We start from the raw sequence: 21,773 nt of genomic DNA, 5'->3' as shown, positions 1-21,773 counted from the left end.
GAAGGCACCGCCTTAGCTGTTGACAGCGTCCTTCAGGCCCTTGCCGGCCGAGAACTTCGGCACGTTACGCGCCGGGATGTCAACTTCAGCGCCGGTCGAGGGGTTACGACCCTTGGACGCTTCGCGGCGGGAAACGGAGAAGCTGCCGAAACCGGCAAGACGAATATCGCCACCCTTCTTCAGTTCACCCTGTACAGTCTCGAAAACGGCATCCACGGCAGATGCGGCATCAGCCTTGGAGAGGCCGGCTTTTTCGGCCACTGCGGATACCAGCTCGTTCTTGTTCATGTTTCCACCCCTTTCAACGGTTTTGGAACGACTCATTCATTTCGGGCTCGACAATAATTTGGTGTCGGGCCTTGGCAACCCAAAAGCTCCGCAATCGCCTGAAAAACAAGGGGGAAGCGTTAGTTTTCACAAAAAAAGCCGGCTTTCTGCCGGCTTTTTTCGTGGATGGTGTCAATTTGGCATAACCAAAAGGCCATCGATCAGTGCGCGACGGCCGCTCCGACGTCGTCCACACCTTCGACGGTGGCGATCACCGGCGTCTCCACCGTACCGTCCCAATCGATCCGTTCGGGCTGGCGGACGAGCGCGTGGCGGATCACTTCGCCCATGCGCGAGACCGGGATGATCTCCATGTTGTTCTTCACGTTGTCCGGAATCTCCGCCAGGTCCTTAGCGTTTTCTTCCGGGATCAGAACCTTCTTGATGCCGCCGCGAAGCGCCGCAAGAAGCTTTTCCTTGAGGCCGCCGATCGGCAGCACGCGGCCGCGCAGCGTGATCTCACCGGTCATCGCGATATTCTTGTCGACCGGGATACCGGTCATGACCGAGACGATCGCCGTCGCCATGGCGACGCCCGCCGACGGGCCGTCCTTCGGGGTCGCCCCTTCCGGAACGTGGACATGGATGTCGCTCTTGTCGAAGCGCGGCGGCTCGATGCCGAAATCGACGGCCCTGCTGCGGACATAGGAAGCCGCCGCCGAGATCGATTCCTTCATCACTTCCTTCAGGTTGCCGGTGACCGTCATGCGGCCCTTGCCCGGCATCATCACGCCTTCGATCGTCAGGAGCTCGCCGCCGACTTCCGTCCAGGCGAGACCGGTGACGACGCCGACCTGATCCTCGCGCTCGGCTTCGCCATGGCGGAAGCGCGGCACGCCGAGATAGTCGTTGACGTTGGCCGCGGTGACCTCGACCGACTTCGTCTTGCCCTTGATGATCTCGGTGACCGCCTTGCGGGCGAGCTTCATCAGTTCGCGTTCGAAGTTACGGACGCCGGCTTCGCGGGTGTACTGCTGGATGATCGCCATCAGGGCATCGTCGCTGACCGAGAATTCGTTCGGCTGCAGCGCATGTTCCTTGATCGCCTTCGGCAGAAGGTGACGCTTGGCGATCTCCCGCTTCTCATCTTCCGTATAACCGGCGATGCGGATGATCTCCATGCGGTCCATCAGCGGGGCCGGGATGTTCAGCGTGTTCGCCGTGGTGATGAACATCACATCGGACAGGTCGTATTCGACCTCCAGGTAATGGTCCATGAACGTCGAGTTCTGCGCCGGGTCCAGCACTTCGAGAAGCGCCGAGGACGGATCGCCGCGGAAATCCATGCCCATCTTGTCGATCTCGTCGAGCAGGAAGAGCGGGTTGGACTTCTTCGCCTTCTTCATCGACTGAACGACCTTGCCGGGCATCGAGCCTATATAGGTGCGGCGGTGGCCGCGGATTTCGGCTTCGTCACGGACGCCGCCGAGCGCCATGCGGACGTATTCGCGGCCGGTCGCCTTGGCGATCGACTGGGCGAGCGAGGTCTTGCCGACGCCGGGAGGACCGACGAGGCAAAGGATCGGGCCCTTGATCTTCGTCGCGCGGGCCTGGACGGCCAGATACTCGATGATGCGTTCCTTGACCTTGTCGAGGCCGAAGTGATCCTGCTCGAGGATCGCCTCGGCATTGTTGAGGTCGGCCTTGATCTTCGACTTCTTGCTCCACGGAATGCCGAGCAGCCAGTCGAGATAGTTGCGCACGACGGTGGCTTCCGCCGACATCGGGCTCATCTGCCTGAGCTTCTTGAGCTCGGCCTCGGCCTTCTCGCGGGCTTCCTTGGAGAGCTTCGTCTTGGAGATGCGCTCCTCGATCTCGGCCATCTCGTCGCGGCCTTCCTCGCCGTCGCCGAGCTCCTTCTGGATCGCCTTCATCTGCTCGTTGAGGTAATATTCGCGCTGGGTCTTCTCCATCTGGCGCTTGACGCGCGAGCGGATGCGCTTTTCCACCTGCAGGACGGAGATCTCGCCTTCCATGAAGCCGAGCGCCTTTTCAAGCCGCAGCTTGACGCTGACGGTCTCCAGCATTTCCTGCTTTTCGGTGATCTTGATCGACAGGTGCGAAGCAACCGTATCGGCGAGCTTCGAATAGTCTTCGATCTGGCTTGCGGCGCCGACCACTTCCGGCGAGATCTTCTTGTTCAGCTTCACGTAGTTCTCGAACTCGGAAACTACGGAGCGGGACAGAGCCTCCACCTCGACGGCGTCCTCATCGGGTTCTTCGAGGGTATGCGCCCGCGCCTCGTAGAATTCCTCGCGGCCGGTATAATCGTCTATCTTGGCGCGCGAACGGCCTTCGACCAGCACTTTCACGGTACCGTCGGGGAGCTTCAGGAGCTGCAATACGTTCGCAACCGTGCCGACCTTGTAGATCGAAGACGGTTCGGGATCATCGTCGCCGGCGTTAATCTGGGTAACGAGCATGATCTGCTTGTCGGAACCCATGACTTCCTCGAGGGCGCGAATGGATTTCTCCCGTCCGACGAACAGGGGCACGATCATATGCGGAAAGACCACAATGTCGCGCAGCGGCAGCACCGGATAGGTTTCGCCGCCAGGTGCCGCAGACGTTGAATTCGTCATTTCATTTCCTTTCCATCGTCCCGTTTCCGGGATACGTCCCAGGTGAATTGCCCGGGCACTTCACTCCCGCCCAAAGTGGAGTTTCTGAAAATTGATTTCAAGCCTTGCAAGGCCGCCGCCGTGAAAGCATTGTGACAGTGGTATTACAAAGCGTGAGCATGACGCTTACGCGGAACGCCAAGGGACGCGAGACGCGATTGCCGGTGGTGCGGGCCTGCCATCGGACAGACGAAGCAGCCGGCGTGACTATGATCTTCCCGCACAGCTTCTAATGCAAGATGAACGCGGCGCAACTCTTCGCGATGCAAAAATGGTGGAATAAGCAGAAAAAGCAAGTCCGTACGCCGGCATGAAAAAAGAGGCCCCATCGGGGCCTCTCCGAAACGATATCCCAAACGGCTCCGATCAGGCCGACACGTTGGCCTTTTCTTCCTGCCGGTCGGCGTAGATGTAGAGCGGGCGCGCGGTGCCGCGGACCACATCTTCGGAAATGACCACTTCGCGCACGCCTTCCAGCGCCGGAAGCTCGAACATGGTGTCGAGCAGGATCTTCTCCATGATCGAACGCAGACCGCGGGCGCCGGTCTTGCGGACGATCGCCCTCTTGGCGATCTCGCGCAGCGCGTCCTCGTGGAAGGTCAGGTCCACGTCTTCCATCTCGAACAGGCGCTGGTACTGCTTGACGAGCGCGTTCTTGGGTTCCGAGAGGATCTGGATCAGCGCATCCTCGTCGAGGTCCTCCAGCGTTGCCAGAACCGGCAGGCGGCCGATGAATTCCGGGATGAGGCCGAACTTCACCAGGTCCTCCGGCTCGAGCTCGCGCAGCACTTCGCCGACGCGGCGCTCGTCCTGCGCCCTGACGGTCGCGCCGAAGCCGATCGAGGTCTTCTCGCCGCGGGCGGAGATGATCTTGTCGAGGCCGGCGAAGGCGCCGCCGCAGATGAACAGGATGTTCGTCGTGTCGACCTGCAGGAATTCCTGCTGCGGATGCTTGCGGCCGCCCTGCGGCGGAACCGAGGCGACCGTGCCTTCCATGATCTTCAGAAGCGCCTGCTGCACGCCCTCGCCCGAGACGTCGCGGGTGATCGACGGGTTGTCGGACTTGCGGGAAATCTTGTCCACTTCGTCGATATAGACGATGCCGCGCTGGGCGCGCTCGACATTGTAGTCGGCAGACTGGAGAAGCTTCAGAATGATGTTTTCGACGTCCTCGCCGACATAACCGGCTTCGGTCAGCGTCGTGGCGTCCGCCATGGTGAAGGGCACGTCGATGATACGGGCGAGCGTCTGGGCGAGATAGGTCTTGCCGCAGCCGGTCGGGCCGACCAGCATGATGTTCGACTTCGCAAGCTCGACGTCGCCGCCCTGGGAGGCATGCGCCAGACGCTTGTAGTGGTTATGCACCGCCACCGACAGGATGCGCTTGGCCTGCTTCTGGCCGATGACATATTCGTCGAGGACCTTGATGATGTCCTGCGGCGTCGGAACGCCGTCTCGGGACTTGACCATCGAGGTCTTGTTCTCTTCGCGGATGATGTCCATGCACAGTTCGACGCATTCATCGCAGATGAATACGGTCGGTCCGGCAATCAGCTTCCGGACCTCGTGCTGGCTCTTTCCGCAGAAAGAGCAGTAGAGGGTATTCTTGGAGTCGCCGCCGTTGCCGCTGCTGACTTTGCTCATATCACTTTCCTTCCAGCACTCCACGCTCACGTCAAAAACGGGCGCTGTCCATTTTACCGCCTGCCGGCACGCGTGCCCGACGGGCTTCACGTGCCTGCTTTGCCCTAGGGGTACTCTACCGATCCGGGCACATCATGCAGATCGGCGGCAACGAAACCCCTAAAGAAACGTACGCCATGTCACAAAAGTTCAACATAGCATTAATAGGTACTAATAGCGTTTTCCGTAGGACTTGAAACCCTTTTTTGCTCACAACGGGGTGAGACCAACGGTTACGCCATCGCCCTCATTCTCCGGAGCTGCCCTCGATTTCCAGACGCGATGTCAGGATCTTGTCGATGACGCCCCATTCCCGGGCTTCGTCCGCATCCATGAAGTGGTCGCGGTCGAGGGTCTTCTCGACCTCCTCGTAGGTGCGGCCGGTATGCTTCACGTAGACCTCGTTCAGACGCCTTTTCATCTTCAATATGTCACGGGCATGGCGCTCGATATCGGATGCCTGGCCCTGGAACCCGCCCGACGGCTGGTGAACCATGATGCGGGAATTCGGGGTGGCGAAACGCATGCCCTTCTCGCCGGCGGCAAGCAGAAGCGAGCCCATGGAGGCCGCCTGGCCGATGCACAGCGTCGATACGGCAGGCTTGATGAACTGCATCGTATCGTAGATCGCCATGCCGGCGGTGACGACGCCGCCCGGCGAATTGATGTAGAGGGCGATCTCCTTCTTCGGGTTCTCCGCCTCGAGGAAGAGAAGCTGGGCGCAGACGAGCGACGCCATATGGTCTTCCACCGGACCGGTCAGGAAGATGATCCGCTCCTTCAGGAGGCGCGAATAGATGTCGTAGGAGCGCTCACCGCGATTGGTCTGTTCTACGACCATCGGCACCAGGGCCATTGCGGTATCAACTGGATTTCTCATGTCCGTCCTTTGTCAAGCACTTGCCGAAGGCAGCCAGGCGCTCCGGAATCAAATGGGAATGGGTCATCCCCTACATAGAGTGTCAACGCCCGGTACTTCAAGACGGAGCACCCGATATCCTTAATTGGCCGGGGCTCAGCCTCAATGCGCAAAGCCGCCGCCAGGACGATTTCCCCGACATCGCAGCCGGTCGGTAGGTCCATGCGACGACGCGCACAGCTTTTTGCGCGATCAGGGTAAAGCAGGCGTGAAGGCATGTCCCTCTTTGCCTGCCGGTCTCCGACAGTGTGCCGGATTTCGGTCATCCGGCAACTTCGTCTTAAAGACTCTCCGTCATTCTTGCCCCGCCCGAAAGAGGGCGCGGGGGTTGAAAGTGGATATTTTGACGGGCCTGATGATCTGGGCGGCGGAAGCGCTGACGCTTGCCGCCCTCCTATGGTCACGCTGGCTTTACGAACGGGACGATTTCTACCTGAGCTGGGGCGGCGGTTTCGCGCTGCACGGCGCGGGCGTGGCGCTTGTGGCGCTTCGTGGCGACATTCCGGACTTCATCTCCATCGAGATCGCCAACACGATGGTGCTTGCCGGTGTCGGCCTGTGGATCATCGGTCTTCTGCAGTTCGACCGCAAACCCGTCGAAGGCTATATAGCCATTCCGCCGCTCATCTGGATCGCAGGCATGTTCCTCAACCCCGTCCGCGAGGATTTCTCAAACCGGGTCGCGCTCTACAACGGCGCGGCGATGGTCGGCTACGCGATCATGATCGGCCTCCTCCTCCGGCATGACGGCGCGTCCAGGACGACGCGGCGCCTGATGGCTTGCTTTATCGGAATCCAGCTCGTCGCCAGCGGCGTGGTCGCCGTCATGAGCGTCGTTGCCGATGCGCAGTCCTTCGAGACCTCGCCGAATGCCGCATGGCTCTTCTTCCCGGCCGCCTTCTGCTTCATCGCCGGCATCATGAGCGGTGGAAAAATGCTAACCGAGCGTTCCGAAGAGAAGCTGAAGGCGCTCGCCGTCACCGATCCGCTGACCGGCGTGCTCAACCGGCGCGGCCTGATCGACGAGTTCCACAGCCTCCGCGAAATCGCGGACCCCGACAAGCCGCTGATCGCGCTCCTGCATTTCGATCTCGACAGTTTCAAGCAGATCAACGACCGCTGCGGCCATCAGGCAGGCGATGCCGTCCTGGTTGCCTTTTCCCAAGTCGGCCGGACTTCCTTGCGGGGCCGGGGATCATTCGGCCGGATGGGCGGCGAGGAATTCGCCGCGATCCTGCGTGTCGCCGATATGGTGGAGGCCGCGAGCATCGCCGAGGCGATCCGCCTCACCCTCAAGCACGAGACGATCACGGTCGGCGAGCACAGGATCAGGGTCACGGTAAGCGCCGGCATTGCCCTTGCCCCAGTCGATGGTGCGGATCTCGACCTCCTGCTGAGCGCCGCCGACCGGGCGCTTTACACCGCCAAGGAAAACGGGCGTGACCGGACTGCGATCGATACCGGCGCGGAAGCTTCCATCGTTCCTGCCGCCGACCGGCAGGGCGAAGGCGAAGCCCCCAACGACATACGCGCCAGCCACCAGGTGGCGGCCCTGAAACGCCTCGCCGCGCTCGGCAAGCGCTGATCCGATCCCTATCTCTGCTCTCTTGTCCTCGGGCCTCTTGCCCCGGGCTTTGTGGGGCCCAAATCAACTGCAAGGATCAAAGCTGCGGAGGGCGCCGCCATGTGGGCGAAGATTTCAACGGGCATCGTGTTTTCTCTTCTGGTCTCGGCCGCGGCTGTAGCGCAACAGGCGTCGGACACCGTGGCGCCGGAACGCGCGACCGGTTTCAGCGCGGCAAAACGTGTCGAGACGAAGAGCTTCATGGTGGCCGCCGCCAATCCGCTGGCGGCGGAAGCCGGCCGCGAGGTGATCGCCAAAGGCGGCAATGCGATCGACGCCCTTGTCGCGGTGCAGACGGTGCTCGGGCTCGTCGAGCCGCAGAGCTCGGGCCTCGGCGGCGGTTCCTTCCTCGTCTATTACGACGCGGCGGCAAACAAGATCACTACCTTCGACGGCCGCGAGACCGCGCCGATGGAGGCGACGCCGAAACTTTTCCTCGATGCACAAGGCCAGCCGCTGAAATTCATGGATGCGGTGGTGGGCGGCCGTTCGGTCGGCACGCCCGGCACCGTGCGGCTGCTCCACGAAGTTCACAAGCGCTACGGCAAATCGGAATGGGCGAGCCTTTTCGAGCGAGCCGAAATCCTTGCGGCTGAAGGTTTCGAAGTGTCCCCCCGCCTCGCTTCGCTGATCGCTGCCGAAGGCGACAGACTGAAGAAATACGACGGGCCGCGCAGCTACTTCTACGACGCTTCCGGCGCGCCTCTGAAAGCCGGCACGGTTCTCAAGAACTCGGCCTACGCGGAAACGCTGAAGACCATCGCGACCGGCGGTGCCGACGCTTTCTACACCGGCCCGATCGCCGAGGCGATCGTCAAGACGGTGCGCGAGGCGGCCGGCAATCCGGGCGTGCTCTCGGCTGCCGATCTCGCCAACTACCGGATCAAGGAACGCGAACCGGTCTGCATCAGCTACCGCGCGCTCGATGTCTGCGGCATGGGGCCGCCCTCCTCCGGCGCCGTCGCCATCGGCCAGATGCTCGGCATCATCGAGAATTTCGATATCAAGGGCCTCGGGCCGCAGAATGCCGAAAGCTGGCGCATCATCGGCGACGCCCAGCGCCTCGCCTTCGCCGACCGTGAACGCTATCTCGCCGATACGGATTTCGTGCCCTCGCCGATCAAAGGCCTCCTGAAGAAAGACTATCTCGGCCAGCGCGCGGCGCTTCTCGACGGAGACAAGGCACTTGCGGCGGATGCCGTGAAAGCCGGCGAGCCGGAGTGGGACCATGCGCTCCTCTTCGGCCGGGATGCGGCGATCGAACTGCCCTCCACCAGCCATTTCGCGATCGTCGACAAGGAAGGCAACGTCGTCTCGATGACGACCACGATCGAAAGCGGCTTCGGCTCGCGGCTGATGACGAACGGTTTCCTGCTCAACAACGAACTCACCGATTTCTCCTTCAAGACCCATGACGGCGCCCTGCCGGTGGCCAACCGCGTGGAGCCCGGCAAGCGGCCGCGTTCCTCCATGTCGCCGACCATCGTGATGAAGGACGGCAAGCCGCTCATCGCCATCGGCTCGCCGGGCGGCAGCCAGATCATCGGCTACGTGGCGCAGGCGCTGATCGCCTATGTCGACTGGGGCATGCCGGTGGAACAGATCGTCGCCCAGCCGCATCTCATCAACCGCTTCGGAACCTACGAGATTGAGGCCGGCACGGCGGCCGAGCAAATGGCCGAACCGTTGAAGGCGCTCGGTTACGAGGTGAAGCCGGGGGAGATGAATTCCGGCCTGCATGCGATCGAGATCACGCCGAACGGCTTCGCAGGAAGCGCCGATCCGCGCCGCGAGGGCGTCGCGGTGGGCGAATAGGCATCTTCCGCGTCATAAGAGATTGCGTTACGCATCGGGCATGACCGCTTTGCCCGACTTCCTCCGTATCGATCCCGCAACCCGCCGCGTTTCGCTCGACGGACGCGACCCCGCCTTCTACGGCGATCCCAACCGCGTCTATGCCCTCCTGCACGAACATTGTCCCACCTTCTACTGGGAAGAGCAGCGGCAATGGTTCTTCACAGGCTACGACCATGTGAACGGGCTTTTGCGCGACCGGCGCTTCGGCAGACAGATCCTCCATATCGCCAGCCGCGAGGAACTCGGCCTCCCCGCCCCCCAGCCGCATCTTCGGAACTTCGACCTTGCCGAGCGCCATTCGCTGCTGGAGATCGAACCGCCGGAACACACGCGGCTCAGAACCCTCGTCAACCGCGCCTTCGTCTCGCGCCATATCGAAAGGCTACGGCCGGAGATCGCCGCGCTCGCGGAAAAGCTCATCGACGGTTTCGAGAAGGACGGCGGAACGGAACTGCTCTCCTCCTTCGCCGACATCATTCCCGTGACGATGATCGCCCGGATGATCGGCATTCCGGACGAGATGGGACCGCAGCTTCTTGCCTGGTCGCATGCCTATGTCGGCATGTACATGTTCAAGCGGACGCGCGAGGACGAACATGCCGCCGACCGCGCAGCAGAGGAATTCGCTGGCTATGTCAAAGGCTTGATCGCCGAGCGCCGCCGGATGCCGCGCGAAGACCTGCTCACCCACATGATCCATACGGAGCACAAGGGCCAGTACCTCACCGACGACGAACTGGTCTCGACGACGATCGTGCTCTTGAATGCAGGCCACGAGGCGACCGTCCACCAGATCGGCAATTCGGTACGGGTCATCCTGGAAAGCGGGCTTCCATCTGCAGACCTCTTCCGCGACGAAGCGATGACGGAACGGACCGTCGAGGAGACGTTGCGCATCTGCGCGCCGGTGCACATCTTCCAGCGCTGGGCGCTCGAAGACGTCGAGATCGACGGACTTTCCTTCAAGCGCGGCGACAAGGTGAGCCTCATCCTCGCTGCCGCCAATCTCGATCCGAAGACGTTTTCCGATCCGCTGACCTTCAGGCCCGGCCGGCAGGAAGCGCCGAACCTCTCCTTCGGCGCCGGCATCCATTTCTGCATCGGCGCGCCGCTCGCCCGGCTGGAACTCAACACCGTGCTGCCGATCCTCTTCACGCGCCTGCCCGGGATGAGGATCGCCCGGGCGCCGACGGTGAAGGATGTCTACCATTTCCACGGGCTGGAGCGGCTGGACTTGGCTTGGTGATGGCATCTTGAATAATTAACCTAATAGGTTATTTTATGAACGAGAAGCGGAAGGCGCACTGCCCGCTGGAAAGAGTGAAATCGCTTGTCAAAGCAGGTCAGGTCCGTACGACCTACTCTGCCTTAGCTGGCGCATCGCGGCTCGATTTCACGCTTTCCGAAATGTACGAGACGGTTCTGGCGTTGACCCCTGTCGACTTTTACAAATCGATGACGACCTATGGCGACCACAAGGTATGGCAGGATGTATACCGGCCGATGACGAAGGCGGGGCGGATCTATCTGAAACTGACCGTCATCGATGACGTGCTGATCGTTTCTTTCAAGGAGTTGGACGAATGAGGTGCCCGGCTTGCGGTGAGGCAGAACTTTCCCGCCAAACCCGCGACATGCCCTATTCCTATAAAGGGGAAGAGACCACGATCGCGAGTGTAGCCGGTGATTTTTGCGCGGCCTGCGGCGAGATCGTGCTAGGCGACGCCGAAGCCAGACGGATCAATGCCGCCATGCTGGAGTTTAACAAGCAAGTGAACGCTGGCAGCGTCGATCCAGCGTTCGTAGCATCCGTTCGCAAGAAGCTAAAGCTGGACCAGAAGGAGGCCGGCGACATTTTCGGCGGCGGCGTCAATGCGTTTTCCCGCTATGAAAACGGGAAAACGAAGCCTCCCGTGGCGTTGGTCAAGTTGTTGAAGCTTCTCGACAAACATCCCGAGCTTCTTCAGGAAATTCGCGCAGCCTGACGCAAGACGGCCGGCGCATGTCCGTGCCAGCCGTCGCGTGCATTCCAGGCGCTGTTCGGCAGAGGTCGCAATCAAGCAGCGTCGGCAAGATAGCGCGCAGCCGGCCTGCTCAATGACAGGTGCGGCCGCAGCTCGCCGCGAGCCGCTTCGAGCTTGTCATAAAGCGCCTTGTCCGCGAGCGAGGGAATGGTGATCAATTCGCCCTGGTCGAAACCGGCGAGCGCCGCATCGACAAGGTCGGTGACATCCATCACCATGTTCGGGTCCATGTTGTCGAACGAGCCGCCGACGCGGTCGAAGATTTCCGTGCGGGTCAGGCCCGGCAGGACCGCCTGGATGCGCACGCCGGTGCCGGCAAGTTCGGCCGCGAGCGATTCCGTCAGGATGAGGACGAAGGCCTTGCTGGCAGTGTACGTGCCGCTGAAGGCCTGCGGCCACAGCGCAACGACGGAGGCGGTGTTGATGATCGCGCCCTCGCCTCTTTTAGCGAAGGCCTGCGCGGCGGCGACCGCCAGCCGGTTCGCGGCCGTGACATTGAGATCGACCATCCGGTCGAGATAGTCGGCATCGCTCGTGAGCAACGGTCCCTTCGGACCGATGCCGGCATTGTTGACGAAGAGGGTGATCGAGCCGTCCTGGCGCAGACGCTTTTCGACCGCAAGCACGTCGGCGCGCTCGGTCAGGTCGGCGCGCAGGACATCCGCCTGAACGCCGTTCTCCCGCGTGAGCCGCTCGGCAAGCGCCTTCAGACGCTCAGCATCACGGGCAACGAGAATGAGGTCGTAACCGCGCTTTGCAAGCCGGTCCGCATAGGTCGCGCCGATGCCGGAGGATGCGCCGGTCACAAGTGCGGTTCCGAGTTTCGATGCCTTTGTCATGGGTCCATCTCCTTTGATTGGAATTTACAGGCATATGCCACTATATATGAAAAGGAGGCTTTGAGGCCGCAAGAGGAGGCCCGCAAATTTTTATCGGGAGTGGAAGCGCCGGGCAAAAACGGGCATTCTGCCGAACCTGACATCAGGACGAGACATGAAGGACGACAGGCATATCGAAGACGGCATCTGGCTCCTTTGCAGCAACAGCGCCGTGCGCCGCGCCGCGCGGCAGCTCGGCCAGCTCTACGAGGATGCGATGGGCGACACGGGCCTCAAGGGCACGCAATTCTCGCTCCTCTCGCAGATCGCCCGCTCCGGCGAGCCGAGCTTGAAGAACCTTGCGGAAGCCATGGTGATGGACCTCTCGGCCCTCGGGCACACGCTGAAGCCGCTCCTGCGCGACGGGCTGGTGGAACTGGTGCCGGACGGCAGCGACCGGCGGGTGAAGCGCGTGCGCCTGACAGAGACCGGCGCGACGAAGCAGCGGGAACTCACCGCGCGCTGGCAGGTCGCCCAGGACCGGTTCGACAGGGCTTTCGGCAAGGAGAGGTCGGAGGAGCTGCGTCGCACGCTCGCCTTCATCTCCTCACCGGACTTTGCAGCGAGCTTCGGCAAAGGCGGAGCGGACTGACGCTTCACACCCGGATCACATAATCCTTGCGAGTCGTTTCAACGACTTCCCAGCTTCCCTTGAAGCCCGGTCTGAGCACCATGCTGTCGCCGGGCTTCAGATGGACGGGCTCGCCGCCCTCTTCCTCCACGATCGAATGGCCGGAGAGGATGTGGAAATATTCCCACTCCTCATAGACGATCTTCCACTTGCCGGGCGTCGCCTCCCAGATGCCGGCATAGAGCCCTCCTTCCGCCTCCTCGACATTCCAGGTGCGGAAGGTGGGATTGCCGGAAACCAGCCGGCCGGGCTCAGGCGCGCCCATCTCCGGTTCGACCGCGTCGATATCGAACTTGACCCAGTTGCTCATGCCCAAACCTTGCCTCTCTCAAATCCTGGAAAGCGCCTGATCGAGGTCGGCGACGATATCGGCGATATCCTCTATCCCGACCGAGAGCCTTACCACGTCCGGCCCGGCGCCGGCAGCGATCTGCTGTTCCCCGGTCAACTGCCGGTGGGTCGTGGAGGCTGGATGGATGACCAGAGACCGGGTGTCGCCGACATTGGCGAGGTGCGAGAAAAGCTGCAGGCTTTCGACGAGGGCCTTTCCCGCCTCGTAACCGCCCGTCACCCCGAAGGTGAAGACGGCCCCCGCGCCCTTCGGCGAGTAGCGCTGCTGCAGGGCATGGTTCGGGTCGTCCTCCAGACCGGCATAACTCACCCATGCGACCTTGGGATGGTTTTTCAGCCATCTGGCGGCGGCAAGCGCGTTGTCGCACTGTCTCTGCATTCTCAAGGGAAGCGTCTCGATGCCGGTGAGGATCATGAAAGCGTTGAAGGGCGAGATCGCCGGGCCGAGGTCGCGCAGGCCCAGCACCCGGGCCGCGATCGCGAAGCCGATATTGCCGAAGGCCTGGTGCAGCACGATGCCCCCATATTCCGGCCGCGGCTCCGAGAGCATCGGGTAGTTGCCGGATTTCGACCAGTCGAACGTGCCGCCGTCGACGATGACGCCCCCCATGGAATTGCCGTGGCCGCCCAGGAATTTCGTCAGCGAATGGACGACGATGTCGGCGCCGTGCTCCAGCGGCCGGACGAGATAGGGGCTCGCCATCGTGTTGTCGACGATTAGCGGAATGCCGCGCCGCTGCGCGATCTCGGCGATCGCCGCAATATCCACGAAAGTGCCGCCAGGGTTCGCAAGGCTTTCGATGAAGATGGCGCGGGTGCGCTCGTCGATCCCGTTATCGAAGCTCGCCGGATCGTCCGTATCGGCCCAGCGGACGTGCCAGTCGAAACTCCGGAACGCATGGCCGAACTGGTTGATCGAGCCGCCGTAAAGCTTGCGCGCCGCGACGAAATTGTCGCCGGGCTGCATGATCGTGTGGAAGGTCAGCAGTTGCGCCGCATGGCCGGAGCCGGTCGCCAGCGCCGCCGTGCCGCCCTCGAGCGCGGCGACGCGTTCTTCCAGCACCGCCTGGGTCGGATTCATGATGCGGGTATAGATATTGCCGAACTGCTGCAGGCCGAAGAGAGCTGCGGCGTGATCGGCATTTTCGAACACGAAGGACGTCGTCTGGTAGATCGGCGTCGCCCGTGCCCCCGTCGCCGGATCGGGTGCCGCGCCCGCATGCACGGCCAGCGTCGAAAACCCCGGATTGATCGTCGGCATCTTCATCCCTCCCTTTTGAAAGGCATCCGTTTTACCGCTCGGCAGTCCCCGCCGTTGATCGCGATCAAGGAATATCATTCCCCGGAAACCTATTCTCCTTGGAAATAGAGAGGAATTGACGATGGGCAACACGACCACCGCACCCGACAATCTTGGGGACGGCAGCGCGGCTCAGGCGACGAGACGCGGATATTCGATCGCCGGGCAGCGATCCATGACGACCTTGATGCCGGCCGCCTCCGCCTTGGCCGCCGCCTTGTCGTCGCGGACGCTCAGTTGCCCCCAGATCACCTTGGGCTTGGTTTCAAGAGAAAGAGCCTCGTCCACAACGCCGTTCAGATATTCGGCGGCACGGAAGACGTCGACCATATCCACCGGTTGCGGCACGTCCGCCAGCGTTCGGTAGACCGTCTGACCGTGGATACGTTTGCCCGCCTGGCCGGGGTTGACCGGAAAGACCGTGTAGCCCTTCGCAAGCAGGAAGCCCATGACCCGGTTGCTCGGACGATCCGGGTTGGGAGAGGCGCCAAGGAGCGCGATGGTCTTGGTCGTCTTCAGGATGTCGGCGATGTAGGCGTTGTCGTAACGGTCGTGATTCATGCGGCGGCTCCCATGATGACGCGCCCCTGGCGGCACAGTCCCTACGCCCTATGTAAGTCGGCAGCCCGGCAAAAGGGATGCAGGTCATGAAAAAATTTCTTGCAGGCCTCGCCTTCACCGTCTGCGCCGCCGCCCTGCTTGCGGCCGGCCCCGCGCTTGCCATCTCGCGCTACAATTCGACCGCCATGTCCTGCGCCGCCGTGCAGCGGGCGATCGCTCGCGAAGGCGCCGTCATCCTCCGTTATCCCTCCCGAAACAGGGCCCGACTCACCCTCTACGATCGCTATGTCGCCGGTAGCGGCTTCTGCGACGGACACGAATTTGCCGACCGCGTGACGGTGCCGACCGCCGATACGCCCCGTTGCCCCGTTCGCGCCTGCAAAAGAAGACCCGATCCGGAAGACTGTTTTCCGCTGCAGCCGGGCTGCCTGCGGTTTTAGCCTTCCCTTGATCAAAAAATCGCAAAACTCAGCAGAAACAAAGGATTCCGCAAATGTTCCTAAAATTTTCCGTTTCCGTACGAGCGCATATTAGCGCCATCTTATAGTTGAATTAGAATATGCTACTAATTTTCATTAGTTACATCTAATACTTTGAAACATGCTCCGAATCATCTCTATGCAATTCCGCAGCACAGCAAAAATATGAATGAAAAACGGCACTTACGTGGTCGATCCCTCTCAATACCCATTAATTTTAAGGGGTTTTTACATTTTGGAAAAGCAATTCCAGATTGTACTATTGAAAAATCAATGGCGACCCAGGTAGCACCGATCCCAATGTTTTATGGATGAGATTTGATAGGCATTTTTTGATTTCCTCCCCCAAATGAGGCTTGCCAGAAGATCATGGATCTGCCGGCCCTGAATTTGCCGATGGATTTTTCTTCACCGCCGGAAGGACCAAAGGCAGCCCGCCATCGAAGAAGCCCATGCCGTTCTCGATCGCGAGTTTCCGGCAATCCGTGCGGGCCGTCGGGTGCTCGCCGCGCCGCTCCCGGGCCCGGCCGGCGGTGATCGAGTGGCTGTTCATCCAGAAAAACACAGGGGAGCCGCCGGTTCAGGCCACCCACGGCCCTTCGTTCCCGGTCAAATAAATTGTGGTATTATAAAACCACATAATCAAACCTTTGATTTCATTTGATATATTTTTATGCCTTGCAGAACCGCTACCTTGACGCTTTTACTCCTCGCGGGTATAAGCCGCCGCAGATTGCGGACCTTCTCGGGCCCGCATTCTTTTTTGCCGCCCTTTTTCCCTTCAGGATAATCGGCCGGCAATCCAAGCAACAAGAAACGCTCTCGCATCCGGCTTTCGGATGCCGCGGGTCCAGATGAAAGAGAAAACCATGTCAACCTTCGTTCAGAAGCCCGCCGAGGTGGAGAAGAAGTGGGTGATCATCGATGCCGAAGGTCTCGTCGTCGGTCGCCTCGCCACCATCGTCGCCAACCGCCTCCGCGGCAAGCACAAGGCCACCTATACCCCCCATGTCGATGACGGCGACAACGTGATCGTCATCAATGCGGAAAAGGTCGCCTTCACCGGCAAGAAATATTCCGACAAGGTCTATTACTGGCATACCGGCTATCCAGGCGGCATCAAGGAGCGCACCGCGCGCCAGATCATCGAAGGCCGCTTCCCGGAGCGCGTCATCGAGAAGGCCGTCGAGCGCATGATCCCGCGCGGTCCGCTCGGCCGCCGTCAGATGAAGAACCTGCGCGTCTATGCCGGTTCCAACCACCCCCATGAAGCACAGCAGCCGGTCGCCCTCGACATCGCCTCGCTGAACAAGAAGAATGTAAGGAGCGCCTGATAATGGCCGATCTCTCCTCTCTGAAGGATCTCGCTCCGGCGGCTGAAAACCAGGCTCCGGTCCATGTCCGCAAGGTCGATAACCTCGGCCGTTCATACGCCACCGGCAAGCGCAAGAACGCGGTCGCCCGCGTCTGGGTCAAGGCCGGCTCGGGCAAGATCATCGTCAATGGCAAGGACTTCTCCGCCTATTTCGCCCGTCCGGTCCTGCAGATGATCCTGCAGCAGCCGATCGTCGCGGCTGCCCGCACCGGCCAGTTCGACATCGTCGCGACCGTTGCCGGCGGCGGCCTTTCCGGCCAGGCCGGCGCCGTGCGCCACGGCCTCTCGAAGGCTCTCACCTATTTCGAGCCGGGCCTGCGCTCGGTCCTCAAGAAGGGTGGCTTCCTGACCCGCGACAGCCGCGTCGTCGAACGTAAGAAGTACGGCAAGGCCAAGGCCCGTCGTTCCTTCCAGTTCTCCAAGCGCTAATCGCTTCGGATTTTGGACTTTCGAAAGGCGGGGCTTCGGCTCCGCTTTTTTCGTTTCGGCCCTTGTTTTTCACCTGCCGCCACAGCACCTTGACGCTCGCATCCGGAGGGGCACATGCCGTCAAAGACCATCGACCACGCCTTCACCGCCAGGAACCTAACCTCGGCGGCGACCGACCCGACGTTCGCGGGCGCGCTTTCCTTCATGCGCCGCCGGTTCACCAAGAACCTCACGGGCGCCGATGCGGTGGTATGGGGCATTCCCTTCGATGCGGCGACCTCCAACCGGCCGGGCGCGCGTTTCGGACCGCAGGCGATCCGGCGGGCCTCCGCCATCTTCGACAACGATCCGCAATATCCCTTCTCGCGCGATCTCTTCGCCGAAATGGCGGTGATCGACTATGGCGACTGCCTGCTCGATTACGGCAATCACCACAAGACGCCGGCGACGATCGAGCGGCAGGCTGCGAAAATCCTCGCGAGCGGCGTCTTTCTGCTCACCCTTGGCGGCGACCATTTCATTACCTGGCCGCTCTTGAAGGCGCATGCCGCCAGGCACGGGCCGCTGGCCCTGGTTCAGTTCGACGCCCATCAGGACACCTGGTTCGACGACGGCAAGCGGATCGACCACGGCTCCTTCGTGGCGCGCGCCGTGCGCGACGGCATCATCGATCCCGTCCGCTCGATCCAGGTCGGCATCCGCACCCATGCGCCGGAGGATTTCGGCATCCGCCTGCTCCATGGCCATGAGGTGGAGGAGATGACGGCGGCGGAGATCGCCAAGGTGATCCTCGACCATACGGGCGGGCGCCCTGCCTATCTCACCTTCGATATAGACTGCCTCGACCCGGCTTTCGCGCCCGGCACGGGCACGCCGGTCGCAGGCGGCCCGTCGAGCGCGAAAATCCTCTCGGTTCTGCGCAAGCTGGGCCCGCTCGATATCCGCGGCGCGGATGTCGTCGAGGTGGCGCCGGCCTATGACCATGCCGACATCACCGCCATTGCCGGGGCGACGGTTGCGATGTATATGCTCGGGCTTCGCGCGGAACGACGGGCCTCGCGTTAAATTTCTTTCTCAACCGGCTGGTAAACTGAATCCGGCTTCCAATCCAAGGCACTGATCTTACAGGACAAAGACCATGACAGCGAAAATCTTCATCGACGGCGAACACGGCACGACGGGGTTGCAGATCCGCACCCGCATGGCCGGCCGCCGCGACGTCGAGCTGCTGTCGATCCCGGAAGCGGAGCGGCGCAACGCCGCAATGCGGGAAGACCTGCTGAACAGCGCCGACATCGCCATCCTCTGCCTGCCCGACGAAGCCTCGAAAGAGGCGGTCTCGATGCTCTCCGGCAACAACAAGGTGCGGGTGATCGACACCTCGACCGCCTTCCGCGTCGATCCCGCCTGGGCCTATGGCTTCGCTGAGATGGACAAGGCGCAGGCAGACAGGATCAGGTCCGCCCGCCATGTCGCCAATCCGGGCTGCTATCCGACCGGCGCAATCGGCCTCATCCGTCCGCTGCGCGCAGCCGGCATCCTGCCCGACGGCTATCCGGTGACGGTCAATGCGGTCTCCGGTTACACCGGCGGCGGCAAGCAGCTCATCGCCCAGATGGAAGACCAGTCCCGGGAAGACGCGATCAGCGCCAACAATTTCCTCTACGGCCTGCCGCTCAAGCACAAGCACGTGCCGGAGATGAAGGTTCACGGCCAGCTCGACCGCGCACCCCTATTCTCGCCCTCGGTCGGCCGCTTCCCGCAGGGCATGATCGTGCAGGTGCCGCTGTTCCTGGAAGACCTGAAGGGTGAAGCAACGATCGAAGGCATCCACAAGGCGCTCAACGAACACTATGCCGGCCAGGACGTCGTCACCGTCGTGCCGCTGGACGAAAGCAAGGCGCTGCCGCGCGTCGATGCCGAAGAGCTTGTCAATACCGACGGGATGAAGCTCTTCGTGTTCGGCACGCCGGGCGGAGCGCATGTCAACCTCGTGGCGCTCCTCGACAATCTCGGCAAGGGTGCTTCCGGTGCAGCCGTCCAGAACATGGACCTGATGCTTTCGGCATGACCGGGAACGGGATGACGGCGAAGAATCTCCCTGCCTTTCCGCCCGAATGGCGTATCGAAAGCGCCCGCCGGATTGCCGACACGGTGGCCGGCACCGTCTATGAGGTGAGCCGCGCCGGCGGCGAGATCGACATTGTCAAGGCGCTGAAGCCGAAGGTGCTTGCCGACAATCTTCGCGGCGTCGATTTCCTGGAATGGCGCGATGGCGTCGGCGCCATCCGCCTGTTGGCGCGCTCGGAAAACGTCATCCTCCTCGAACATGCCGGGACGGTGACGCTGCGTGACCGCATCGTCTCGCACGGGGACGAACAAGCGACGCGGATCGCGGCCGAAGTGCTCGTGGAATACCATCGTCCGTCCGTCACGCCGCCGCCCGCAAGCCTGCTGCCGCTTTCCGGCTATTTCGCAAGCCTGTTCAGGAAGGCCGAGGAAGATCGCAAGGAGGGGATCGAAAGCCCCTACATCGAAGCGGCGGAGATGGCGGAAGAGCTGATCGCACATCAGCAGGACGTCAAGCCGCTGCATGGCGACCTGCATCACGAGAACATCATGCTCGGACCGCGCGGCTGGCTGATCATCGATCCGGCCGGGCTGATCGGCGATGCGGCGCTCGACGTCGCCAACATGTTCTCCAATCCGCTCGACCGTTTCGACCTCACCCGCGATGAAGGGCGGATCGCCTCGATGGCCGGCATCTTTGCCGAAACGCTCAAGCGAGACGTCCGCACCATCCTGCGCTATGCCTTCGCCTATGGCTGCCTCTCGGCCGCCTGGCATGAGGAGGACGGCAGCGAAGAGGAACGCGACAACGAACTCCAGGTCGCCGCCGCGGTCCGCAACGTGCTGAAGCAGGCCTAGGCAGTCTGCCGCGCCGGCACGAGCACCTGCTTCTGCCCCAGATGGATGGCGAGCCTTTCACCCGGTCCGTGCACCGCCGCAAACAGCAGGCCGGCTAAAAAGGTGAAATGGTCGACGAAGAAGCCGAATTCCGCCTGATTGCCTTCCCACCGGCCCGGGCCATGGAAGGCAAAGGCGAGGAAGATGACGTAGGCGCCGGCCAGCAGAGCCGCTTCCGAAAAGAAGGCGCCCGTCAGGAAGGCAGCGGCCAGCCCCAGCTCGAAGATCGCCGCCACCCAGGCCAGGAACAGCGGGAACGGAAAGCCGGCGCCCGCGATAGCGTTTGCGGTCGTCTGCATGTCGATGAACTTGAATGTCGTCGCCATGACGAACAGGCCGCCGAAGATCAGCCTTGCGACGAGAATTGCGATTGTCCTTGCCATTGTCCTGTCTCCTCTCCCTGGCCGCAGCCGTTGAACTCTGCTTCAAGGACGGGGAGCCGGTACGTCGTCCGACATGGGACTTGAAAAATTCTTCGAGGTCAGTTCCGGACTTCGATCGACGTCTCCGGCGCGTATTCGCCGACGAAGCCGCGCCAATGGGCGACGGCAAAGCCGAGAACGACCAGCGCGCCGGCCTGATGCGCCAGCGCCAGGTCAAGCGGCACCTGCATGAGAAGCGTCGCGATGCCGATCACGGCCTGAAGACAGACGAGGCCGAAGAGCAGCACCGAGCGCCGCGCATGGGTCGTTCCCGGCGCGGCCCTCAGCACCGCCACCATGTGCCACAGCGCGACCGCGAGGAGCGCATAGGCACCGATGCGGTGGACGAACTGCACGGTCTTCGGGTTTTCGAAGAGGTTGATCCACCAGGGCTGCTGGATGAAGAGATCGCCCGGGATCACGGCGCCGTCCATCAGCGGCCAGGTGTTGTAGGAGAAGCCCGCATCGAGGCCGGCGACCAGCGCGCCGAGATAGATCTGGAAAAGGCTCATCACCGCCACGAGCACTGCACCGGCCCTCGCCCGGCCTTCCGGCGCCGCGTCGTCGCTGTGCGGCGACAGGCCCCGCATGATCCACACGCAGACTGCGAAGATCAGGCAGGCGATCACCAGGTGCGTGGCGAGCCGGTATTGGGAGACGCTGACCAGCTTGGTCAGTCCGGAAGAGACCATCCACCAGCCGATGAAACCCTGGAACCCGCCGAGCGCCAGCAGGCCGACGAGCGGCCAGCGCAACCGTTTCTCGATGCGGCCGGTCACCCAGAAGAAGATCAGCGGCAGGGCAAAGACCACGCCGATCGAGCGCGCCAGGAAGCGGTGCGCCCATTCCCACCAGAAGATCGACTTGAACTCGTCGACCGTCATGTCCTTGTTGACCTGCTGGTATTGCGGGATGCGCTGGTAGAGGCGGAACTCCTCCTCCCATTCCTCGGCCGAAAGCGGCGGAATGACGCCGTGGATCGGCTTCCACTCGGTGATCGAGAGACCGGAATCGGTGAGACGTGTCGCGCCGCCGACCAGCACCAGACAGAAGAGCGTGAAGACGACGACGCCCAGCCAGATGCGCACCGCCTTGCGGTCGCGCTCGCGGCGCTTCGTCTGTTTGATGACATCGATGATCACGGCATCGGTCGCCGACATGGGGCACGCTCCTGTCGCTCACGCCAAAGACGCATTCATACGCCTTTTGTTCTTTCGCGTTGCTTTGCCCCATCGACCCGTGCAAAACAAGCCCCGGCGCTTTGCGGCATCCAGTCGCGGATAGGCGGTCGCGGCCACATGATCACCGGCCGGCGGCCGCCATAG

At 62.1% G+C, this 21,773-nt stretch carries 23 protein-coding genes; 13 read left to right on the top strand and 10 right to left on the bottom strand.

Annotated features, from left to right (window positions below):
• Positions 1-12 precede the first annotated feature (12 nt).
• The 4 genes from hupB to clpP all read right to left on the bottom strand — a co-directional run bounded on the left by hupB (position 13) and on the right by clpP (position 5,511).
• Positions 13-288 carry a DNA-binding protein HupB gene (hupB, locus tag ACMGE0_RS07755; protein ID WP_085423022.1) on the bottom strand — a complete coding sequence of 92 codons (276 nt, stop codon included), beginning with the start codon at positions 286-288 and terminating at the stop codon, positions 13-15.
• A gap of 200 nt (positions 289-488) precedes the next feature.
• Positions 489-2,909, bottom strand: coding sequence for an endopeptidase La (gene lon / locus ACMGE0_RS07750; RefSeq protein WP_436815292.1), 2,421 nt, complete (start codon positions 2,907-2,909; stop codon positions 489-491).
• Positions 2,910-3,314: 405 nt separating this feature from the next.
• Complete coding sequence (gene clpX / locus ACMGE0_RS07745; RefSeq protein ID WP_436815291.1) at positions 3,315-4,592, bottom strand: ATP-dependent Clp protease ATP-binding subunit ClpX; 1,278 nt, start codon at positions 4,590-4,592, stop codon at positions 3,315-3,317.
• A 286-nt stretch (positions 4,593-4,878) separates the two neighbouring features.
• Positions 4,879-5,511, bottom strand: a complete 633-nt coding sequence (clpP, locus tag ACMGE0_RS07740; protein ID WP_436815290.1) for an ATP-dependent Clp endopeptidase proteolytic subunit ClpP — start codon at positions 5,509-5,511, stop codon at positions 4,879-4,881.
• A gap of 373 nt (positions 5,512-5,884) precedes the next feature.
• On the opposite strand from clpP, the gene ACMGE0_RS07735 reads away from it, so the two are divergent.
• From ACMGE0_RS07735 to ACMGE0_RS07715, 5 genes are all read left to right on the top strand, one after another.
• Complete coding sequence (locus ACMGE0_RS07735; RefSeq protein ID WP_436815289.1) at positions 5,885-7,135, top strand: GGDEF domain-containing protein; 1,251 nt, start codon at positions 5,885-5,887, stop codon at positions 7,133-7,135.
• A gap of 99 nt (positions 7,136-7,234) precedes the next feature.
• On the top strand, positions 7,235-8,989 hold the full coding sequence (ggt, locus tag ACMGE0_RS07730; protein WP_436815288.1) for a gamma-glutamyltransferase: 1,755 nt from the start codon (positions 7,235-7,237) through the stop codon (positions 8,987-8,989).
• A 40-nt stretch (positions 8,990-9,029) separates the two neighbouring features.
• Positions 9,030-10,277 (top strand): cytochrome P450, encoded by a 1,248-nt coding sequence (locus tag ACMGE0_RS07725; RefSeq protein WP_436815287.1) that lies wholly within the window; start codon positions 9,030-9,032, stop codon positions 10,275-10,277.
• Between the two features lie 35 nt (positions 10,278-10,312).
• Positions 10,313-10,618, top strand: a complete 306-nt coding sequence (locus ACMGE0_RS07720) for a type II toxin-antitoxin system MqsR family toxin (RefSeq protein WP_436815286.1) — start codon at positions 10,313-10,315, stop codon at positions 10,616-10,618.
• A complete protein-coding gene (locus ACMGE0_RS07715; protein ID WP_436815285.1) occupies positions 10,615-11,016 on the top strand; it encodes a type II TA system antitoxin MqsA family protein in 402 nt (133 codons plus the stop codon). Before ACMGE0_RS07720 ends, ACMGE0_RS07715 begins: the two co-directional genes overlap by 4 nt.
• A 71-nt stretch (positions 11,017-11,087) precedes the next feature.
• Here ACMGE0_RS07715 and ACMGE0_RS07710 read toward each other — a convergent pair whose 3' ends face one another.
• A complete protein-coding gene (locus ACMGE0_RS07710) occupies positions 11,088-11,894 on the bottom strand; it encodes an SDR family NAD(P)-dependent oxidoreductase (RefSeq protein ID WP_436815284.1) in 807 nt (268 codons plus the stop codon).
• A gap of 154 nt (positions 11,895-12,048) precedes the next feature.
• On the opposite strand from ACMGE0_RS07710, the gene ACMGE0_RS07705 reads away from it, so the two are divergent.
• Complete coding sequence (locus tag ACMGE0_RS07705; RefSeq protein ID WP_436815283.1) at positions 12,049-12,525, top strand: MarR family winged helix-turn-helix transcriptional regulator; 477 nt, start codon at positions 12,049-12,051, stop codon at positions 12,523-12,525.
• 4 nt (positions 12,526-12,529) lie between these two features.
• Here ACMGE0_RS07705 and ACMGE0_RS07700 read toward each other — a convergent pair whose 3' ends face one another.
• From ACMGE0_RS07700 to ACMGE0_RS07690, 3 genes are all read right to left on the bottom strand, one after another.
• Entirely contained in the window at positions 12,530-12,874 is a 345-nt protein-coding gene (locus ACMGE0_RS07700; protein WP_436815282.1) for a cupin domain-containing protein, read from the bottom strand.
• An 18-nt stretch (positions 12,875-12,892) separates the two neighbouring features.
• Positions 12,893-14,176, bottom strand: a complete 1,284-nt coding sequence (locus ACMGE0_RS07695; RefSeq protein ID WP_436815281.1) for an O-acetylhomoserine aminocarboxypropyltransferase — start codon at positions 14,174-14,176, stop codon at positions 12,893-12,895.
• Between the two features lie 171 nt (positions 14,177-14,347).
• On the bottom strand, positions 14,348-14,776 hold the full coding sequence (locus ACMGE0_RS07690) for a CoA-binding protein (RefSeq protein ID WP_436815280.1): 429 nt from the start codon (positions 14,774-14,776) through the stop codon (positions 14,348-14,350).
• Positions 14,777-14,862: 86 nt separating this feature from the next.
• On the opposite strand from ACMGE0_RS07690, the gene ACMGE0_RS07685 reads away from it, so the two are divergent.
• From ACMGE0_RS07685 to ACMGE0_RS07655, 7 genes are all read left to right on the top strand, one after another.
• Complete coding sequence (locus ACMGE0_RS07685; RefSeq protein WP_436815279.1) at positions 14,863-15,216, top strand: hypothetical protein; 354 nt, start codon at positions 14,863-14,865, stop codon at positions 15,214-15,216.
• 491 nt (positions 15,217-15,707) lie between these two features.
• The gene (locus ACMGE0_RS07680) at positions 15,708-15,872 is read left to right on the top strand and encodes a hypothetical protein (protein ID WP_436815278.1); all 165 of its coding nucleotides are present in this window, start codon (positions 15,708-15,710) and stop codon (positions 15,870-15,872) included.
• Positions 15,873-16,124: 252 nt separating this feature from the next.
• Positions 16,125-16,589: a 50S ribosomal protein L13 gene (gene rplM, locus ACMGE0_RS07675; RefSeq protein ID WP_436815277.1), complete on the top strand. Its 465-nt coding sequence runs from the start codon at positions 16,125-16,127 to the stop codon at positions 16,587-16,589.
• Positions 16,590-16,591: 2 nt separating this feature from the next.
• A complete protein-coding gene (gene rpsI / locus ACMGE0_RS07670; protein WP_071008702.1) occupies positions 16,592-17,059 on the top strand; it encodes a 30S ribosomal protein S9 in 468 nt (155 codons plus the stop codon).
• 114 nt (positions 17,060-17,173) lie between these two features.
• Positions 17,174-18,124: an agmatinase gene (speB, locus tag ACMGE0_RS07665; RefSeq protein WP_436815276.1), complete on the top strand. Its 951-nt coding sequence runs from the start codon at positions 17,174-17,176 to the stop codon at positions 18,122-18,124.
• Between the two features lie 73 nt (positions 18,125-18,197).
• Positions 18,198-19,130 carry an N-acetyl-gamma-glutamyl-phosphate reductase gene (argC, locus tag ACMGE0_RS07660; RefSeq protein ID WP_436815275.1) on the top strand — a complete coding sequence of 311 codons (933 nt, stop codon included), beginning with the start codon at positions 18,198-18,200 and terminating at the stop codon, positions 19,128-19,130.
• Positions 19,131-19,141: 11 nt separating this feature from the next.
• Positions 19,142-19,987: an aminoglycoside phosphotransferase family protein gene (locus ACMGE0_RS07655; RefSeq protein WP_436815274.1), complete on the top strand. Its 846-nt coding sequence runs from the start codon at positions 19,142-19,144 to the stop codon at positions 19,985-19,987.
• On the opposite strand, the gene ACMGE0_RS07650 is transcribed toward ACMGE0_RS07655, so the two are convergent.
• The gene (locus ACMGE0_RS07650) at positions 19,984-20,409 is read right to left on the bottom strand and encodes a DoxX family protein (RefSeq protein WP_436815273.1); all 426 of its coding nucleotides are present in this window, start codon (positions 20,407-20,409) and stop codon (positions 19,984-19,986) included. The genes ACMGE0_RS07655 and ACMGE0_RS07650 overlap by 4 nt on opposite strands.
• A 98-nt stretch (positions 20,410-20,507) precedes the next feature.
• Positions 20,508-21,608, bottom strand: coding sequence for a COX15/CtaA family protein (locus ACMGE0_RS07645; RefSeq protein ID WP_436815272.1), 1,101 nt, complete (start codon positions 21,606-21,608; stop codon positions 20,508-20,510).
• Between the last annotated feature and the right edge of the window lie 165 nt (positions 21,609-21,773).

Origin of the sequence: Neorhizobium descurainiae (assembly GCF_051400715.1) — a bacterium.
Classification (GTDB): Bacteria; Pseudomonadota; Alphaproteobacteria; order Rhizobiales; family Rhizobiaceae; genus Neorhizobium.
Note: the sequence above shows the minus strand (reverse complement) of the source record. Positions and strands in the feature narration are given on the sequence as shown.

Bases quoted from the DNA above. Each gene is read 5' to 3' on its own strand.
- hupB (WP_085423022.1), bottom strand. From the start codon at position 288: ATGAACAAGAACGAGCTGGTATCCGCAGTGGCCGAAAAAGCCGGCCTC.
- lon (WP_436815292.1), bottom strand. From the start codon at position 2,909: ATGACGAATTCAACGTCTGCGGCACCTGGCGGCGAAACCTATCCGGTG.
- clpX (WP_436815291.1), bottom strand. From the start codon at position 4,592: ATGAGCAAAGTCAGCAGCGGCAACGGCGGCGACTCCAAGAATACCCTC.
- clpP (WP_436815290.1), bottom strand. From the start codon at position 5,511: ATGAGAAATCCAGTTGATACCGCAATGGCCCTGGTGCCGATGGTCGTA.
- ggt (WP_436815288.1), top strand. From the start codon at position 7,235: ATGTGGGCGAAGATTTCAACGGGCATCGTGTTTTCTCTTCTGGTCTCG.
- ACMGE0_RS07725 (WP_436815287.1), top strand. From the start codon at position 9,030: ATGACCGCTTTGCCCGACTTCCTCCGTATCGATCCCGCAACCCGCCGC.
- ACMGE0_RS07720 (WP_436815286.1), top strand. From the start codon at position 10,313: ATGAACGAGAAGCGGAAGGCGCACTGCCCGCTGGAAAGAGTGAAATCG.
- ACMGE0_RS07715 (WP_436815285.1), top strand. From the start codon at position 10,615: ATGAGGTGCCCGGCTTGCGGTGAGGCAGAACTTTCCCGCCAAACCCGC.
- ACMGE0_RS07710 (WP_436815284.1), bottom strand. From the start codon at position 11,894: ATGACAAAGGCATCGAAACTCGGAACCGCACTTGTGACCGGCGCATCC.
- ACMGE0_RS07705 (WP_436815283.1), top strand. From the start codon at position 12,049: ATGAAGGACGACAGGCATATCGAAGACGGCATCTGGCTCCTTTGCAGC.
- ACMGE0_RS07700 (WP_436815282.1), bottom strand. From the start codon at position 12,874: ATGAGCAACTGGGTCAAGTTCGATATCGACGCGGTCGAACCGGAGATG.
- ACMGE0_RS07695 (WP_436815281.1), bottom strand. From the start codon at position 14,176: ATGCCGACGATCAATCCGGGGTTTTCGACGCTGGCCGTGCATGCGGGC.
- ACMGE0_RS07690 (WP_436815280.1), bottom strand. From the start codon at position 14,776: ATGAATCACGACCGTTACGACAACGCCTACATCGCCGACATCCTGAAG.
- ACMGE0_RS07685 (WP_436815279.1), top strand. From the start codon at position 14,863: ATGAAAAAATTTCTTGCAGGCCTCGCCTTCACCGTCTGCGCCGCCGCC.
- ACMGE0_RS07680 (WP_436815278.1), top strand. From the start codon at position 15,708: ATGCCGTTCTCGATCGCGAGTTTCCGGCAATCCGTGCGGGCCGTCGGG.
- rplM (WP_436815277.1), top strand. From the start codon at position 16,125: ATGTCAACCTTCGTTCAGAAGCCCGCCGAGGTGGAGAAGAAGTGGGTG.
- rpsI (WP_071008702.1), top strand. From the start codon at position 16,592: ATGGCCGATCTCTCCTCTCTGAAGGATCTCGCTCCGGCGGCTGAAAAC.
- speB (WP_436815276.1), top strand. From the start codon at position 17,174: ATGCCGTCAAAGACCATCGACCACGCCTTCACCGCCAGGAACCTAACC.
- argC (WP_436815275.1), top strand. From the start codon at position 18,198: ATGACAGCGAAAATCTTCATCGACGGCGAACACGGCACGACGGGGTTG.
- ACMGE0_RS07655 (WP_436815274.1), top strand. From the start codon at position 19,142: ATGACGGCGAAGAATCTCCCTGCCTTTCCGCCCGAATGGCGTATCGAA.
- ACMGE0_RS07650 (WP_436815273.1), bottom strand. From the start codon at position 20,409: ATGGCAAGGACAATCGCAATTCTCGTCGCAAGGCTGATCTTCGGCGGC.
- ACMGE0_RS07645 (WP_436815272.1), bottom strand. From the start codon at position 21,608: ATGTCGGCGACCGATGCCGTGATCATCGATGTCATCAAACAGACGAAG.